The organism is Herbaspirillum sp. DW155, assembly GCF_037076565.1.
In the GTDB taxonomy this organism is placed as follows: domain Bacteria; phylum Pseudomonadota; class Gammaproteobacteria; order Burkholderiales; family Burkholderiaceae_D; genus Herbaspirillum.
Genome location: NZ_AP029028.1, coordinates 2052988 through 2068452 on the forward strand (window position 1 = coordinate 2052988; position 15465 = coordinate 2068452).

Genomic DNA, 15465 nt, shown 5'->3' on the forward strand with positions numbered 1-15465 from the left:
GCGGCGTGCCTCTGGCTCATAGCCGATAGCTGAAAGTCTGAATCATGCAATTCTCTGAAAACTGGCTGCGTACCATGGTCAACCCGACCATGACCTCGGATGAACTGTCGCACCTGCTGACCATGTCCGGTCTGGAAGTCGAGGAAGTCGAACCGGTCGCGCCTCCCTTCACCAACGTGGTGGTGGGTGAGGTGCTGGAAGTGAGCAAGCATCCGGATGCGGACCGTCTGAACGTCTGCCGCGTCAATGTTCATACCGGCACCATCCTCAACATCGTCTGCGGCGCGCCCAATGTGCGCCCCGGTCTCAAGGTGCCTTGCGCCATGGTCGGTGCCGTGCTGCCGCCCGGTGCCGATGGCAAGCCTTTCGAGATCAAGGTCGGCAAGCTGCGCGGCGTGGAGTCGCAGGGCATGCTGTGCTCGGCCCGCGAACTGAAGCTGTCGGAAGATCATGGCGGCCTGCTGGAGCTGCCCGACGATGCACCGGTCGGCCAGAATTTCCGCGACTACCTGCAACTGAACGACCTGAAGTTCACCATCAAGCTGACCCCCAACAAGGCGGATTGCCTGTCGGTGCTGGGCGTGGCACGTGAAGTTTCTGCACTGACGGGCAGCCCGCTGAAGGCCCCGGTCTATCAGGCCGCTGCCGTCAACCTGGACGAGAAGCTGCCGGTACGCATTTCCGCACCCGACCTGTGCGGCCGCTTTGCCGGCCGCGTGATCCGTGGCCTCAACGCCAAGGCCGCCACCCCGCAGTGGATGAAGCAGCGCCTGGAGCGCAGCGGCCAGCGGTCGATCTCGGCGCTGGTGGACATCTCCAACTACGTGATGCTGGAGCTGGGTCGTCCTTCGCACGTGTTCGATCTCGACAAGATCCATGGCGGCCTGGACGTGCGCTGGGGCCGCAAGGGTGAATCCCTGAAGCTCCTCAACGGCAATACCGTGGAAGTCGATGAATGGGTCGGCGTGATCTCCGACGACAAGGAAATCGAATCGCTGGCCGGCATCATGGGTGGCGACGCCACTGCGGTCTCGCTGGAGACCACCAACATCTACCTGGAAGCCGCTTTCTGGCTCCCGCAGGCGATCCAGGGGCGTGCGCGCCGCTACAACTTCTCGACCGATGCGGCGCATCGTTTCGAGCGTGGTGTGGACTTCGCCACCGTGGTCGATCACATCGAACGCATTACCGCGCTGCTGCTGGAAATCTGCGGCACGCCCGAGACCCGCGTCGGTCCCGTGGACGACCAGATCGTTAACCTGCCCAAGCGCGAACCGGTGTCGCTGCGCACCGCCCGCGCGGCCAAGGTGATCGGGGTGGAGATCACTGACGAGATGGTGTCGGACATCTTCAAGCGCCTCGGCCTGTCGTTCGACTACCAGCCTGGACTGTTCTCGGTGACCCCGCCGTCCTACCGCTTCGACATCGAGATCGAGGAAGACCTGATCGAGGAAGTCGCGCGCGTGTACGGCTTCGAGAACATCCCGGCGCTGCCGCCGGTGGCTGCCAATGCCATGCGCATCGCGCCCGAGAACACCCGTTCGCTGTTCGCCATCCGCCGCCTGTTGGCCGATCAGGATTACCAGGAAGTGGTCAACTTCAGCTTCGTGGAGAGCACCTGGGAAGCCGACTTCGCCGGCAATGCCGATCCCATCAAGCTGTTGAATCCGATCGCCAGCCAGATGAGCGTGATGCGTTCTTCGCTCATCGCCGGTCTGGTCGCCAATGCGCGTTACAACGTCAACCGCAAGGCGGCGCGCATCCGCGTCTTCGAGGTGGGAGCCGTGTTCAGCAAGAACGCTGCCATCGCCGATGGCCCGCTGGCGGTTGCCGGCTTCGAGCAGCCCAAGCGCGTTGCCGCACTGGCCTATGGCCCGGTCGCCGAAGAGCAGTGGGGGCAGTCCACCCGCAATGTCGATTACTTCGACGTCAAGGCGGATCTGGAAGCCCTGTTCGCTCCGCGCGCGCTGCGCTTCGTCAAGGCGCAACATCCGGCCCTGCATCCTGGCCGCACCGCCCACGTGCTGCTGGGTGAGAAGGTGGTCGGCGTGATCGGCGAACTGCATCCCAAGTGGCAGCAGAAGTACGACCTGCCGCTGGCGCCAGTGGTGTTCGAGGTGGATGCCGAGGCGCTGCAGCAGCGCGACCTGCCGTCCTATACGGAAATTTCCAAGTTCCCGGCAGTCAGCCGCGACATCGCTCTGGTGGTCAAGCAATCGGTCGCCGCCCAGCAATTGCTGGACGTCTTTGCCGCTGAAAAGCAGGGCAACGCGGATTGCGCCATCTTGCAAGCCCTTGTTTTATTTGATGAATATCAAGGCCGTGGGCTTGAAGCGGACGAAAAAAGCCTTGCGTTCCGCTGCACCTTGCAAGATACTCAAAACACCCTTCAGGATGACAAGGTTGACCTTGCGGTGAATGCACTGGTGGCCGCGGCGAGCGCCAAGCTCGGTGCCAGGTTGCGTGCCTGATGTGATGTCCGAGAGCGAAAATAATTACAGACCGGAATCGGTTGAGGCCCAGCCATTCATCGCCATGAACAACGTGAATTCGAACGAATTTCAATCCGTGCTGGACGCCGACCTGCATCGTGCCGTACTGGAATCCCAGGCACGTTCGCAGGCCGACAAGAACCTGCCCACGCTGACCAAGGCCGAGCTGGCCGAACTTTTGTTCGAGCAGGTCGGTCTGAACAAGCGCGAAGCCAAGGACATGGTGGAAACTTTCTTCGACGAGATCCGCAACGCACTCGAACGTGGCGAGGCCGTCAAGCTGTCCGGCTTCGGTAATTTCCAGCTGCGCGACAAGCCGCAACGGCCTGGTCGCAATCCCAAGACTGGCGAGGAAATCCCGATCACGGCGCGACGTGTCGTGACCTTCCATGCCAGCCAGAAATTGAAGGAAATGGTGGAACTCTCCAGCGGCAGCCCCGTTGAAATGTCCGTCTAATCTATGAATGATCGTGTCAACAAACCGGCGGCCATCGTCTTGCCGCCCATCCCGGCCAAGCGTTATTTCACGATAGGCGAGGTCAGCGAACTGTGTGGCGTCAAGCCGCACGTACTGCGCTACTGGGAACAGGAATTCACCCAGTTGAAACCCGTGAAGCGTCGCGGCAACCGACGTTATTACCAGCACCATGAAGTGCTGTTGATCCGTCGTATCCGCGAACTGCTGTACGAACAGGGTTTCACCATCAGCGGAGCCCGCAACAAGCTCGATGGCACCCACGAGGCCGAGCAGCCGCAGGAGCCGCAACGTCCCGTCATCAGCCTGGATGAGGCTGCCATCGATGCGCTGCGTGCAGAACTGCAGGCCGTGCTGGAGACCTTGAAGCCGGGCGCAGCTGCCGCCTGAGCAGTTCTGATGGTCCCGAGCTGACGCATCCGTGTCCTGGCACGGAGACTTGTTCGTATTCGTGGCGTAGGCCACCCTTGAAACGCCGCAGGCGGGTCTTTCCTGACCACCCTGCGGCGTTTTCTTTTCAGGGCGATCAGTGCGCAGATCGCTGCCCGCAAGGAGAACATTCATGACTCACTATCAATGGCGCCCGATGAGGGCCGACGACTTGTCACGCGTGATGCATATCGCGGCACAGGTGCATGAAGCATATTTCGAGGCGCAAGAAGTCTTCGCCGAGCGGCTGGCCTTGTTTCCTCAGGGCTGCCGGATTGCGATGGCCTCAGAGGCGCCGGAAGACGTGATCGGCTACGCCTTCATGCATCCAGCCAGGTATGGTCATGCGCCGGCGTTGAATACCTTGCTGGGCGGTCTGGATGGCGCCGACTGCCTGCACCTGCACGACGTGGCATTGCTGCCTCAGGCGCGCGGTTCAGGACTGGGGCGGGCGCTGGTGGAGGAATTGCTGCGTCTTTGCGTACTGAGTGGCTTGCCGCGCGCCACGCTGGTGGCGGTGCATGCATCAAGTGCTTACTGGCAGGCGTCGGGGTTCACTGTCGATGCGTTGGCCGACGTGCCAGAGGGGCGGGGCCTGGAAAGCTATGGCGCAGAGGCATGTTACATGTCCATGCGCGTGCCGGACGAGGCCGCCAGGCGCTGAGGCACCGGCCAAGGTAGTCAAGGGGATTATTTTTACTGTGGTAAATATTTCCTAAATTGTTACAGCCTTCGATTTTTGCTTGATCGATTGACAACTTAACTCGTAGAATTAATAAAAAAGTTACAACATTTTGGGTGAGTTCAAGCAGGTAAGTGCAGGCAAATTCTGCCTGCGCTGCCGTCAGGTTTTCAGTCGGGCGGCAGTTTTCATGAAAAGAGTAGTCGCATCAGAGTGGTTCGTGGCGCATGTAGGGTTCGGAACGGCCGGACAGGTTTTTGGCCAATTCCTGCAGGAAGCTCTGGGTAGGGGCGGGTTTGTCGAAGCCGGTCATCATCAGCACGGCAGCAAGGCCCACTGGTAGCAGCAGGTGGCGCAACGGCGGAGCCGATTGCCGCAGCGACAGCCCAAAGCCCCAAGCCGCAGCGGCGCCCACCAGCAGGCCGAGCAGTACTTCAGATTCAGAGTGAACCTTGATCATCAGCCGTGACAGGCCTACAGCGGTGACCAGCACCGCCGTCAGTGCCAGTACCAGTGCGCGGCGGGTGCGGCTGCCATCCTGGGTCAGCAGCAGTGCGATGGACAGGTAAAGCGCGCTGGAGGAAGCCGTATGGCCGCTGAAGCCGGTGAAGTTGAGCCCGGGAAGGGTGATGCCCCAGCCCATGAACAGCAACTTGCTGATGACGACGATGGACATGGCCGTGCCGAAGGCAAGTAGCCAGGCGAACATCTGACGCCACATCCGGTTGGCGCCCAGCCAAAGTGCAAGGATGCAGGCGCCTGGAATGGTCATGGTGCTATCGCCGAGGAAGGTGATGGTGTGCCAGTTCATGAAGCAATCTGTGATGTCTGTAAAGGGTTCTGAAGGGATTTTGCCAAGGCATCTTAACGGGTTGTGCAGCGCGCACAAAGCGCTGGGACTCTTGTCACAAGATAAACGTTCAGTTTTGCTGCAACGCGATATAAATAGTTTGTGTGATTTGATGTGTTTGTTGCTAAATCGCAAATTATCTGGTTGTCCTACAAAGTCATGCGTCCTTGTCTGATTGCCGCGAGCTGACTGGCGCGTATCATGATCTGATTGTTTTTCTGTGAGGCAATTCTCATCATATTTTTTTGCCTAAATTTCAAAAATGATGCATGATTACTCCTAAATTTTGCGTGTTGCAATGCAGCAATTTGAATGCTAAATGTTGCCATTGTTTTAAAAAGTAAAACTATAAAGAAAGGGCGCTGATTCGTGATGCCACGGCAGTTTCGCAATAGCAGCAAGCGCAAGACCCGGGTGCGAGCGTGTGCTCTGGTGGTGTCGCTGACTTGCCCTTTTGTATACGCGGCAGACCCCGGTCAGGTGGTCGTCCCGTATGTGCAGTACACGTATTTGCATGATGACAACTTGTTGCGGTTAAGCAGTCCGGAGGCGGCGGAGGCAGCGTTAGGAACGTCCAAGCTGTCCGATAACGTTCAAAGCAAGGTGGGCGGCATCCGGATTGATCGGATGATCAGTCGGCAGCACATCTTGGTGGATGCAAGCGCCACCAAGAACACTTTTGATTTTTTCAAGCAGTTTGATAATGACGCGCGGGATCTCAAGGCGGATTGGGCGTGGGTGTTGGGCGAGCGATTCTCGGGCAACGTCGGCTATGTCTATTCTCGCTCCTTGACCCCTTTTCAGAACTTGCGGGTCTTTGTGCCGAATATCCGAACGATGGATACCAAATACGCCAGTGCGGCATGGCAACTGCATCCAGACTGGACAGTGCGTGCTCAAGCCTCGCAATTTGGTTTGGCTTATGACCTGAGTAGCCAACAGGCTAACAACTTCACGCAGAATCTGGCGGAGGTGGGTCTGGATTACACGGCACGAAGCGGAAGTGTGGCAGGCGTGCAAGCGCGCAGGACGGTCGGGAATTATCCTTTCGATACGGTGGTGGGGGCGAGCACGCTCAACAACTCCTTCACCCAGGAAGATTACAAGGCCAAAATCGTCTGGTTGTACAGCGGCGAGACAAAGTTGCAGTTTCTTGGGGGATTGACCCGTCGTGAACGCAACTCGGCCGCTAGCGGCAATGGCTATCGCGGTTTCAATGCAAGATTGATTGGCGAGTGGCAAGCCACCGGAAAGACCGGCTTCAAGGCCAACCTTTGGCGCGAGATTGGCGGAGTCAATGATGTCGACGCTAATTTTGCATTGACCACTGGTGTCAACTTGGCGGCCGCGTATTTGCCCACCGCCAAGCTTCGCGTGGATGGCTTGATCGATCACGAACGTCGTAACTACAACGGCGCGTCAATCATTACAGGGATCACCCCATCCAATCGTCGTGACACTTACGACAAAGCCAGCCTGAGCCTGACCTATGCGCCCACGAATTCGCTGTCTCTGGTGCTGGCGGTTTACCGAGAAAAACTGCAGTCCAACATCACCAATTTCAGTTATCTCTCCAACGGCATCTCTTTGACTTCGCGCTATGAATTCTGAGGCCCCCAAAATGACCGACCTGCATGATGGCCTGCCGTTGGTCAACGTCAAGCCCAATACCATCACCATGGTATTCAAGCGCTTCGTCGAACCGGCGCTGATCGTCGCTTATCTATGGGTGCTGGTGCGCACGCATGGGCATCCCTTCGTTGGCGACTACTGGGTGCTCGCCATCATGGCCTTCTTCCTGTCGTCTTATTTCTTTACCGAGTTTCACCAGCGCCGACTGCGGCGCAATCCCAGAGGGCCATCGTCGTTCGCGCCCGTCATGGACTGGATTGCCGTGGCGGCGGTACTGGTGCTGGTGGCGTACATCTGCGACTTCTACCAGAACCTGTCGATGCGGGCGATCTTCTTCTGGGTGGTCAGTACGCCTGTCGGCCTGGTCGTCTCCCAGCATTTGCAATCGCGCGTGATGCGCGACCTGCATACCAAAGGAGAAGTGCGCAAGGCCATCATCATCGGCGTCAATCCGGCCGCGCTCAAGCTGGCCGACCGCATGGAAAAGTATCCCTCCCTGATGATCAAGCTGATGGGATTCTTTGACGACCGTGAGCTCAATCGCCAGCCTCCCGGGACCTATACGCCTCTGCACGGCAAGATGACCGACGTGGCCGCGTACGTGCGCGAGAACAACATCAACATGGTCTACATCAGCATGCCGATCTCGGCCCAGCCGCGCGTACTGCAGATGATCGACGAGCTGCAGGACACCACGGCCTCCATCTACTTCATCCCGGACATCTACATCTTCAACCTGATCCAGGCGCGCTTCGACTATGTGGGCGGTATGGCCGTGATGGCCATCTGCGAGACACCCTTTACCGGCACGAACAACGTCGTCAAGCGTTTGAGTGACCTGGTGCTGGCGTCCGGCATCCTGCTCATGCTGCTGCCGGTGATGATGGTCATCGCCATCTGCGTCAAGCTGACCTCGCCCGGTCCTGTCATCTTCAAACAACGCCGTTACGGGCTGGATGGCGAGGAAATCGTGGTCTACAAATTCCGCTCCATGACGGTCATGGAAGATGGCGGCAAGGTCACCCAGGCGACCAAGGGCGACATGCGCCTGACCAAGATCGGCGGTTTCCTGCGTTCCAGCTCACTGGACGAGTTGCCGCAGTTCTTCAACGTCCTGCAGGGACGCATGAGCATCGTCGGTCCGCGTCCGCACGCGGTGGCCCACAACGAGCTGTATCGCAAACAGATCAAGGGCTACATGCTGCGCCACAAGGTCAAGCCCGGGATCACCGGCTGGGCTCAGGTCAACGGTCTGCGCGGCGAGACCGAAACGTTGGACAAGATGAAGGCACGCATTGAATTCGATCTGGAGTATCTGCGCCGTTGGTCGCTGATGTTTGATCTGTGGATCATCTTCCAGACCGTGCGCATGGTGATCAAGCGCGACAACGCTTACTGATGGACCGGGCCTCCTCACAGGGGAGGGGGCTGCATGCACCGGCCGAGACTGCCGGCAACAAGTGACAGAGAAAAGAAGAGAGCTTGCGCAAATGAAAAAAGGGAAGGCGGCAGTTTCACTGCATGATGGTCTCGCCACGAAGGTGCTGGTCTCGGCCATGCTCTTGATGGCCTTGGCCGCTTGCAGTGAAAAGAAGGCATCCTCCGGTTCCAGCCAGGTGGTGGCCAATGTGGATGGTCAGGAGATCACCATCCACCAGGTCAACAACGAACTGGCCAAGACCGGTGGCAGAGAAGTGACCAAGCAATTGCTCGATGGGCTGGTGGCACGGCAATTGCTGGTCAATGCGGCCAAGAAGGACAAGCTCGATATCGATCCGGCGGTGCTGGCCGATATGGAGCGGGCGCGTGATCTGGTGCTGGCACAGAGCTACGTCGCGCGCAAAGTGAAGGCGCCGACGCGTCCTTCGGAGCAGGAGATCGAAGACCTGTATGGCAAGAACCCTGACTGGTTCGCCCAGCGCAGGCAGTATGAGTTCTCTCAGTTGATTATTGCCGGTACGAATCTGACGCCCGAGCTCAACAGCTTGATGGAGCAGCCGGGCAAGCGGCTGGAAGAAGTCGTTGCATGGCTTGATGCACACCGCATCCAGTATGGCCGTCAGCAGGTCGTCAAGACCTCGGCCGATTTGCCACCGCAGATGAATGCCAGCCTCAAGAACATGGAGCGTGGTGCTTTGTTTGTGGTGATCGAAGGTCCGACCGCCATCCTGACATCGGTGCAGGACATCAAGAGTGTGCCGGTCTCGCTGGCCGTGGCGACTCCGCAGATCCAGCAGTATCTGCTGGCGCAGAGGCAGAGCCAGGCTTCCGAGCAACTGGTGGAGCGACTCAAGAAGGATGCCAAGATCGAATATTCGGAACAGGCCAAATCGTTCAAGGATATGAGCGCTGCGCCTGCAGAGCCCTTGCCGGTCGAAGGGGCCGCGCAGGAGGCGCCCAGTGTGAACAAGGATGCGATTTCACGCGGCGTGGCCGGTTTCAAGTAAGCAAGTGTTGATCAACATCCGGGCGCATGACGCCTGAATCAAGAACCTGACGTACTGCGGAGTAATGACAATGATGAGAAAAGTGGTGTTCCTGTTGGTTGGCCTGATGCTTGCCAGTTGGAGTTTGTTTGCCCAGGCCGACGATATTCTGCTGGGCGCGGGCGACGTCATCCGGGTGAAGGTCTATGGCAGCGAGGATCTCTCGCTGGAAACCAGAATCAGCGAGGCTGGCGTGATCAGTTATCCGCTGGTGGGTGAGGTCAAGGTTGGTGGATTGTCGACAGCCCAGGCTGAGACCAAGATCGCCGGCTTGTTGAAGAAGGGCGGTTATCTGCTCAATCCGCAGGTCAATATTTTGGTGACCGTTCCCCAGAGCCAAATGGTTTCCGTGCTGGGACAGGTCAACAAGCCCGGGCGTTACTCCCTGGACGGCAAGCGTAACGTGGCCGACGTCATCGCGCTTGCCGGAGGTGTAACACCCGACGGCGGTGATGCATTGACCATCGTGCGTAATGATGGAAAGACCGTGACTAAGCAACTGGTCGATATCTACGCGATTACCCACAGCGGCGACACGAGCGAATTGCCGGAGGTCAAGGCAAACGATGTGGTCTATGTGGAGCGCGCCTTGCGCTTTTATATTTACGGCGAAGTCCAGCGTCCCGGTATGTACAGGTTGGAGCGCGGTACGACAGTCTTGCAGGCTCTGTCGGTGGGGGGCGGCTTGACTCAACGAGGAACCGAGCGGGGCCTGATGGTCAAGCGCCGGGATGCCGAAGGCAACCTGCAAGAAATTGATGTGAGGAAGGACGAGCTGTTGCAGGCTGATGACATCGTCTACGTCAAGGAAAGCTGGTTCTAAGCGCGGGTAATGCCTACGCAGCAGCAAGTGTTTTTTCGTTTAGCTATCGAAGACGCCAACCAGGAGGCGTAACCCCATGAATCTATCTCAATTTCTTTTGATCCTTCAGGCTTACCGCAAGGTAATCCTGCTTATCGTCTCGATCACGGTGCTCGTAGCCCTGGTGGTCAGCCTGGTATTGCCCAAGCAGTACAAGGCAACTTCCTCGGTGGTACTGAACTACAAGGCATCCGATCCAGTGACCGGCCTTGTGGTTGCCCCGCAGGCATTACCTGGCTTCATGCCGACACAGGTGGCCATCATCAACAGTCCATCGGTGGCGCTGGGCGTGGTGGATAGCCTGAAGCTTGTCGACCAGCAGGAAGTCAAGGATGCCTATGCCGATGATGACCACGGCGATCTGGATATCCGCAATTGGCTGGCCGGACTGCTGCTCAAGAAAATGGATGCGGTTGCCTCCAAGGAAAGCAGCGTCATTGACATCACCTTCAAAGCCCAGGATCCGCAGTTTGCCGCGCTGGTGGCCAACGCTTTCGCAGCCTCGTACCAGAAGGTGAGCATGCAACTCAAGTTGGATCCTACCCGCAAGGCTTCCTCTTATTTCAATGATCAGGTCAAGGTCTTGCGCGATGCCTATGAGCAGGCCCAGGCAAAGCTGTCGAAGTACCAGGAAGAGCACGGTATTACGAACATCGACAACCGTACCGATGTGGAGACCAACCGCCTCAATGATCTGTCCACGCAACTGGTGATGGCACAGGCGGCGCTGTCGGAAGCCGATTCGCGCCGTCGCCAGGCTGCTGCAGGTGGCGCTACCGAGTCGCCGGACGTCAACGCCAATCCGCTGGTGCAAACACTCAAGACCAATCTGGCTGCCTCGGAGGCGCGTTTCGAACAGGCATCCAAGCGTCTGGGCGCTAATCACCCGGACTATCTCGCGGCCAAGGCAGAGCGAGATGGCCTACGCTCCCAATTGAGCGCAGCCATTGCCTCGATTTCTTCCTCGGTGGGTACCAATGCGACGATTCTGGCCAAGCGCGAAGCGGAAATCCGTGCGGAATTCGAGGCTCAGAAGCGCAAGGTTCTGGAGATGAACCGCACCCGTGATGAGCTGTCCGTGCTTAGCCGCGAACTCGACAGCGCGCAGCGTGCCTATGAGCTGACCTCGCAACGATTCGCGCAGACCAATCTGGAAGGCCAGTCCAATCAGTCGGACATTTCTCTCCTGTCGGCGGCAGTACCGCCGCCCCAGCCGTCCAGCCCGCGTATCTTCCTCAACCTGATCCTGGCCCTCTTTGTCGGCGCGATCCTGGGCGTCATCGCGGCCGTCGGCCTGGAACTGGCCAATCGTCGGGTGCGCTCGGAGCATGATCTGGTGGAAGAGCTTGGCCTGCCGGTGCTCGGTCTGATCTCTCGGCCGACAACCGTGCAACGCCGTCGTCGCTTCTGGTTCGGACGTGCCAAGCCGGTTTGAGGCAGGGCTATTTCTTCGCTAATAAAAAAACGATTCTCCGGGAATAACATGACTACAGCAACCTTGACACTCACCGAAGGCACGGCCCTGCCAAATCGCTCGATCGGCGCCATCCTGGTCGATAGCGGCAAGCTTTCCCCAGAGAACGCTGAGCGTATTCTCCGCCTGCAACGCGAGCGTGGTCTGCGTTTCGGGGACGCGGCGATTCAGTTGGGATTGCTGACCCAGTCCGACATTGAGCAGGCCCTGTCGCGCCAGTTCGACTACCCTTATCTGCTCAAGGGTGAAAGCAAGGTCAGTGAAAAAGTCGTGGCGGCCTACAACCCCTTCAGCAAGCAGGTCGAAGCACTGCGCGCGCTGCGCAGCCAGTTGATGGTGCGCTGGTTCGATGTGGACGCCAAGCACAAGTCGCTGTCCATCGTCAGCCCTGAAAGCGGGGAAGGACGCAGCTTCATCGCCTCCAATTTAGCCGTTGTGTTCTCGCAGCTCGGTGAACGCACTTTGCTCATTGATGCCGACATGCGCTCTCCTTGTCAGCACGCGCTGTTCGGCCTGGACAATCGCAATGGCCTGTCCGGCGTAATCGCAGGTCGCTGCAGTATTGCTGATGCATTGCAGCGCGTGCCCGATCTGCTGGACCTGTCGGTGCTGCCGGCCGGCCCGACGCCACCCAATCCACAGGAGCTGTTGGGACGTCCCAACTTCACACAATTGCTGAATGATCTGGCCCAGGACTACGACGTTATCCTGGTGGATACGCCTTCCGGCAGCCAGTATGCAGATGGCAACATGATCTCGGCCCGCACGGGAGCCAGTTTGGTGGTGGTGAAGACCAACGCGACTCATATCTCGGCCGTGCGCACCCTGACTGAAAAACTTACCAGTGCACACGTGGCAGTGGTTGGCAGCGTGGTCAACGAGTTCTGAAAATCAGCCTTCGTGCGAGTGACGAGATGACTGCCGAAACCCTCCGCCCGACCATGCCTGAACAGCGCTTTTCAGGCCTGCCCTGGCTTCTTCTGGTGGCGGGACTGGCAGCGATGTACATTCCCAGCTTCGTCGACCTGTTCCATGGCGTCTGGGGTACCGAGCGCAATGCACACGGGCCTATCGTGCTTGCGGTGGCTTGCTGTTACATGTTCGTGCGGGTAAGACAGTTGCGGGAGGAGGGCCTGATCGAGCGCAAGCCGGCTCCGGTCCTCGGCGGCCTGTTCCTGTTGCTGGGACTGGCGTGCTTCGTACTGGGTCGGTCACAGACGGTTCTGTTCATGGAGGCGGGCTCGCTGATCCCCATCCTGATCGGTATCGTGCTGCTGCAGTTTGGATTGCGTACCTGCCGCCGGCTGTGGTTCGCGTTTTTCTTCATGATGTTCATGGTGCCATTGCCGGCGTCGGTGGTGGACCTGTTGACCCAGCCGCTGAAGATCGGCGTGTCTTTCGCCTCCGAACTGATTCTGCGCGAGTTCGGTTATCCGATTGCGCGTAGCGGCGTGATTCTCTACATCGGGCCATACCAGCTGCTGGTGGCAGATGCCTGCGCTGGCCTGAACTCGCTGTTTACGCTGGAAGCGCTTGGCTTGCTGTACATGAACCTGGTGCGTCACCAATCCCTGTTCCGCAATCTGGTGTTGGCCGTGCTGATCGTACCGATCTCCTTTACGGCCAATACCGTGCGGGTGATGGTGCTGGCGCTCATCACGTTCTATATGGGAGATGCAGCCGGGCAGGGCTTCTTGCACGGTTTCGCCGGGATGTTGCTGTTCCTGGTGGCCTTGGGCCTGATCATGGCGCTCGACGGGGCGCTGCGCTGGATCGCCGTACGGTATGCCCTCTGGCGCGGCGTAGCCGTACCTGAAGCCTTGCAGCGCCAGCGGGCGGGCGGGCCCCGTCCTGACGACAAGGCCAAGTTCACCATGAATCCCGGGCTGGCAACAGTCGTCGCGCTGCTCATGGTGGCCTCGGTCGGCGCGGTGCAATTGCTCATTCCACATGAGGTCAACGTCGTCAAGAAGGGCAAGTTCAATGACATCATTCCCTCCCGTTTTGGGGACTGGCATGAAGTCCCTTCTCCGTTCCTTCAAGTCACCGTCAACGTCGAGGATGGAACGGATCGCAGTTCGGATCAGCCCTACGACGACGTACTCGCCCGTACTTACGTCAACGGCGAGGGGCAGATGGTGATGCTGGCGTTGGCTTATGCGAGCGAGCAGACTCAGGACGTGAAGATCCATCTTCCGGAAGTGTGTTACGTCGCCCAGGGCTTCAGCCTGAAAGGCCAGAAACGATTGGCCTTGGAGATGCCGGGAGCAAAGAAAGGCGTGATGGGCTCGCAATTCATCGCGGCGCATCAGAACCGCGTGGAAGCGGTGACCTATTGGGTGCGGATCGGTGACGGGTTCCCCAACGGCGGCCTCGCCGCGCGGCTGAAGATCTTTGAAGACGGCATGGCCGGACGTGTGTCGGACGGCATTCTGGTCCGTGCCTCCACCTTGCTGGAAGAGAATGGCAGTCAATCCGAAGCCTTCAGTTTGCAGCATCGTTTCCTGGAAGACTTGCAGACCGCTGTGCGCGCGAGCAGTCCAGGTTTGCTCGTGCCGGTGTGACGGTGCCATGAAGGTGATGCGGGTTCTTTCCGGGAAGTGTGCATGCGCCAGCCAAATGCCGGCGACATGCCGAGGACAATGATATGAAAAAAAGTAATCTGGACTCATCACAGATGCTGGTGCTTGGCGCAGCCGTAATGGTGGCTGTGCTCATCGGGATGATCCTGCCCTTGGTGACGGGCTTGCTGGGCGACAGCTATGCACGCTTGGCTGCGGTGCCTGTCCTGTTCCTGCTGGCTGGCGTCTTTCTGTTCAACAAGCGGCTGCTGCTGCTTGTTGTGCTATTGCTGCGCGCCTCCGGTGACATCGTGCTTGAATCGACGCGGGTGGGCTCCACCGGGACGTCGGCGGGCCTGGGAGGCGCCATCAATGCGTTGATCGTCCTCATCGCGCTGCTTTATTTCATTGAAAAGCCCAAGCTGTTGCCGCCCAAAGCTGCATTGGTCTGGCTCATCTTGCTGGTGGTGGAAATCGCAGGCCTGGTGGTATCGCCCAACGTGGCCAGCGGTATCAAGACCGTGCTGCCGATGTGTTCCTATTTTGCGGTATTCGTCTGTGCATTTTATGTCGTGCGCACACCGGAGGACTTCCGCTTCATGGTCCGCGTGATCATTGCTTCGTCAATTATTCCGGTCGTTTATGGCGTGATCAGTACGGGCCTCAACGCGGGCGGCGGTTTCAGCAATTTCCGTCTGCAGAGCACGTTTACGCATGCGAACATTTTTGCGTTTTATCTGACGCTGGTGATTTCCTTGGGCCTGTACGTACTCAAGAGCCCGACATTCACCTTGAGCCCCGTAGAACGATATTGCTTCACGGGCTATGTGGGTCTGCTGTTCGTGATGCTGCTCTTGACGCAGACGCGTAGCGCATGGGTAGCATGTTTGGTTTTATTCGTGTTGTACGGTGCGCTGTTTGAACGGCGCTATCTCATCTACATTCTGGTTCTGTGCCTGCTTGCCTTGCTGGTGCCGAGCGTGCAGCAGCGCCTGCTTGATCTGGACGCAGGCAATACAGTCAGTGGCTACGGTCGCCTCAATTCATTCGCATGGCGAGTTTATTTGTGGCAGTCCGCCCTGAACTGGATGGCTGCTACCCACTATCTGATGGGCTACGGCGTTGAGTCATTCGGGTATTACGCCAACGTGTTCTTCCCCTTGGCAGGCAACGTCGAGTGGAAGGCGCATAACGTGTTTGTGCAACTCTTCTTCGACGTCGGATTCGTTGGTCTGGTGGCGTATCTGGCCGTGTTCTACCAGTGTTTCCGTGTGCTGTTGAAGCTCTATCCTAAAGATCGCCTGGCTGGCGGCATCCTGATCTGTGCGCTGGTGCAGTACCTGATCGTATCGGCTTCGGACAATATGTTGAGTTATCTGGCCTTTAACTGGTATTTCTGGATCGCGATGGGAATGGGCTGGTCGCTCTATCTGAATATGGATGCCAGCCCCCAAAAAACCATTGGGGGCAACGCGCGATGATGAACTTGCACCTGCGGAAAAAATGCTGATTTGTATTGACG

The 15465-nt window shown here is 58.3% G+C and carries 13 protein-coding genes; 12 read left to right on the forward strand and 1 reads right to left on the reverse strand.

Annotated features, from left to right (window positions below; all coding sequences use genetic code 11):
• Positions 1-44 precede the first annotated feature (44 nt).
• The 4 genes from pheT (at position 45) to AACH55_RS09360 (ending at position 4060) form a co-directional block, all read left to right on the forward strand.
• A complete protein-coding gene (pheT, locus tag AACH55_RS09345) occupies positions 45-2471 on the forward strand; it encodes a phenylalanine--tRNA ligase subunit beta (protein ID WP_338719137.1) in 2427 nt (808 codons plus the stop codon).
• A gap of 64 nt (positions 2472-2535) precedes the next feature.
• Positions 2536-2949, forward strand: coding sequence for an integration host factor subunit alpha (locus AACH55_RS09350; RefSeq protein ID WP_026051953.1), 414 nt, complete (start codon positions 2536-2538; stop codon positions 2947-2949).
• A 3-nt stretch (positions 2950-2952) separates the two neighbouring features.
• Positions 2953-3357 carry a MerR family transcriptional regulator gene (locus tag AACH55_RS09355; protein ID WP_338719138.1) on the forward strand — a complete coding sequence of 135 codons (405 nt, stop codon included), beginning with the start codon at positions 2953-2955 and terminating at the stop codon, positions 3355-3357.
• Between the two features lie 172 nt (positions 3358-3529).
• Entirely contained in the window at positions 3530-4060 is a 531-nt protein-coding gene (locus AACH55_RS09360) for a GNAT family N-acetyltransferase (RefSeq protein ID WP_338719139.1), read from the forward strand.
• Positions 4061-4286: 226 nt separating this feature from the next.
• Here the strand turns inward: AACH55_RS09360 and AACH55_RS09365 are convergent, their stop codons facing one another.
• Positions 4287-4889 (reverse strand): phosphatase PAP2 family protein, encoded by a 603-nt coding sequence (locus AACH55_RS09365; protein WP_338719140.1) that lies wholly within the window; start codon positions 4887-4889, stop codon positions 4287-4289.
• Between the two features lie 411 nt (positions 4890-5300).
• Between AACH55_RS09365 and epsL the strand changes: the two genes are divergently transcribed.
• The 8 genes from epsL (at position 5301) to AACH55_RS09405 (ending at position 15424) form a co-directional block, all read left to right on the forward strand.
• The gene (epsL, locus tag AACH55_RS09370) at positions 5301-6539 is read left to right on the forward strand and encodes an XrtB/PEP-CTERM-associated polysaccharide biosynthesis outer membrane protein EpsL (RefSeq protein ID WP_338719141.1); all 1239 of its coding nucleotides are present in this window, start codon (positions 5301-5303) and stop codon (positions 6537-6539) included.
• A gap of 10 nt (positions 6540-6549) precedes the next feature.
• Complete coding sequence (locus AACH55_RS09375) at positions 6550-7959, forward strand: undecaprenyl-phosphate glucose phosphotransferase (RefSeq protein WP_338719142.1); 1410 nt, start codon at positions 6550-6552, stop codon at positions 7957-7959.
• Between the two features lie 91 nt (positions 7960-8050).
• Complete coding sequence (locus tag AACH55_RS09380) at positions 8051-9007, forward strand: EpsD family peptidyl-prolyl cis-trans isomerase (RefSeq protein ID WP_338719143.1); 957 nt, start codon at positions 8051-8053, stop codon at positions 9005-9007.
• A gap of 73 nt (positions 9008-9080) precedes the next feature.
• The gene (epsE, locus tag AACH55_RS09385; RefSeq protein ID WP_338720236.1) at positions 9081-9869 is read left to right on the forward strand and encodes a polysaccharide export protein EpsE; all 789 of its coding nucleotides are present in this window, start codon (positions 9081-9083) and stop codon (positions 9867-9869) included.
• Positions 9870-9945: 76 nt separating this feature from the next.
• Positions 9946-11343 carry a chain length determinant protein EpsF gene (epsF, locus tag AACH55_RS09390; RefSeq protein WP_338719144.1) on the forward strand — a complete coding sequence of 466 codons (1398 nt, stop codon included), beginning with the start codon at positions 9946-9948 and terminating at the stop codon, positions 11341-11343.
• 48 nt (positions 11344-11391) lie between these two features.
• Positions 11392-12270, forward strand: a complete 879-nt coding sequence (gene epsG / locus AACH55_RS09395; RefSeq protein ID WP_338719145.1) for a chain length determinant protein tyrosine kinase EpsG — start codon at positions 11392-11394, stop codon at positions 12268-12270.
• A gap of 26 nt (positions 12271-12296) precedes the next feature.
• Positions 12297-13946, forward strand: coding sequence for an exosortase B (xrtB, locus tag AACH55_RS09400; RefSeq protein ID WP_338719146.1), 1650 nt, complete (start codon positions 12297-12299; stop codon positions 13944-13946).
• An 83-nt stretch (positions 13947-14029) separates the two neighbouring features.
• Positions 14030-15424: an O-antigen ligase family protein gene (locus AACH55_RS09405; RefSeq protein WP_338719147.1), complete on the forward strand. Its 1395-nt coding sequence runs from the start codon at positions 14030-14032 to the stop codon at positions 15422-15424.
• Positions 15425-15465 lie beyond the last annotated feature (41 nt).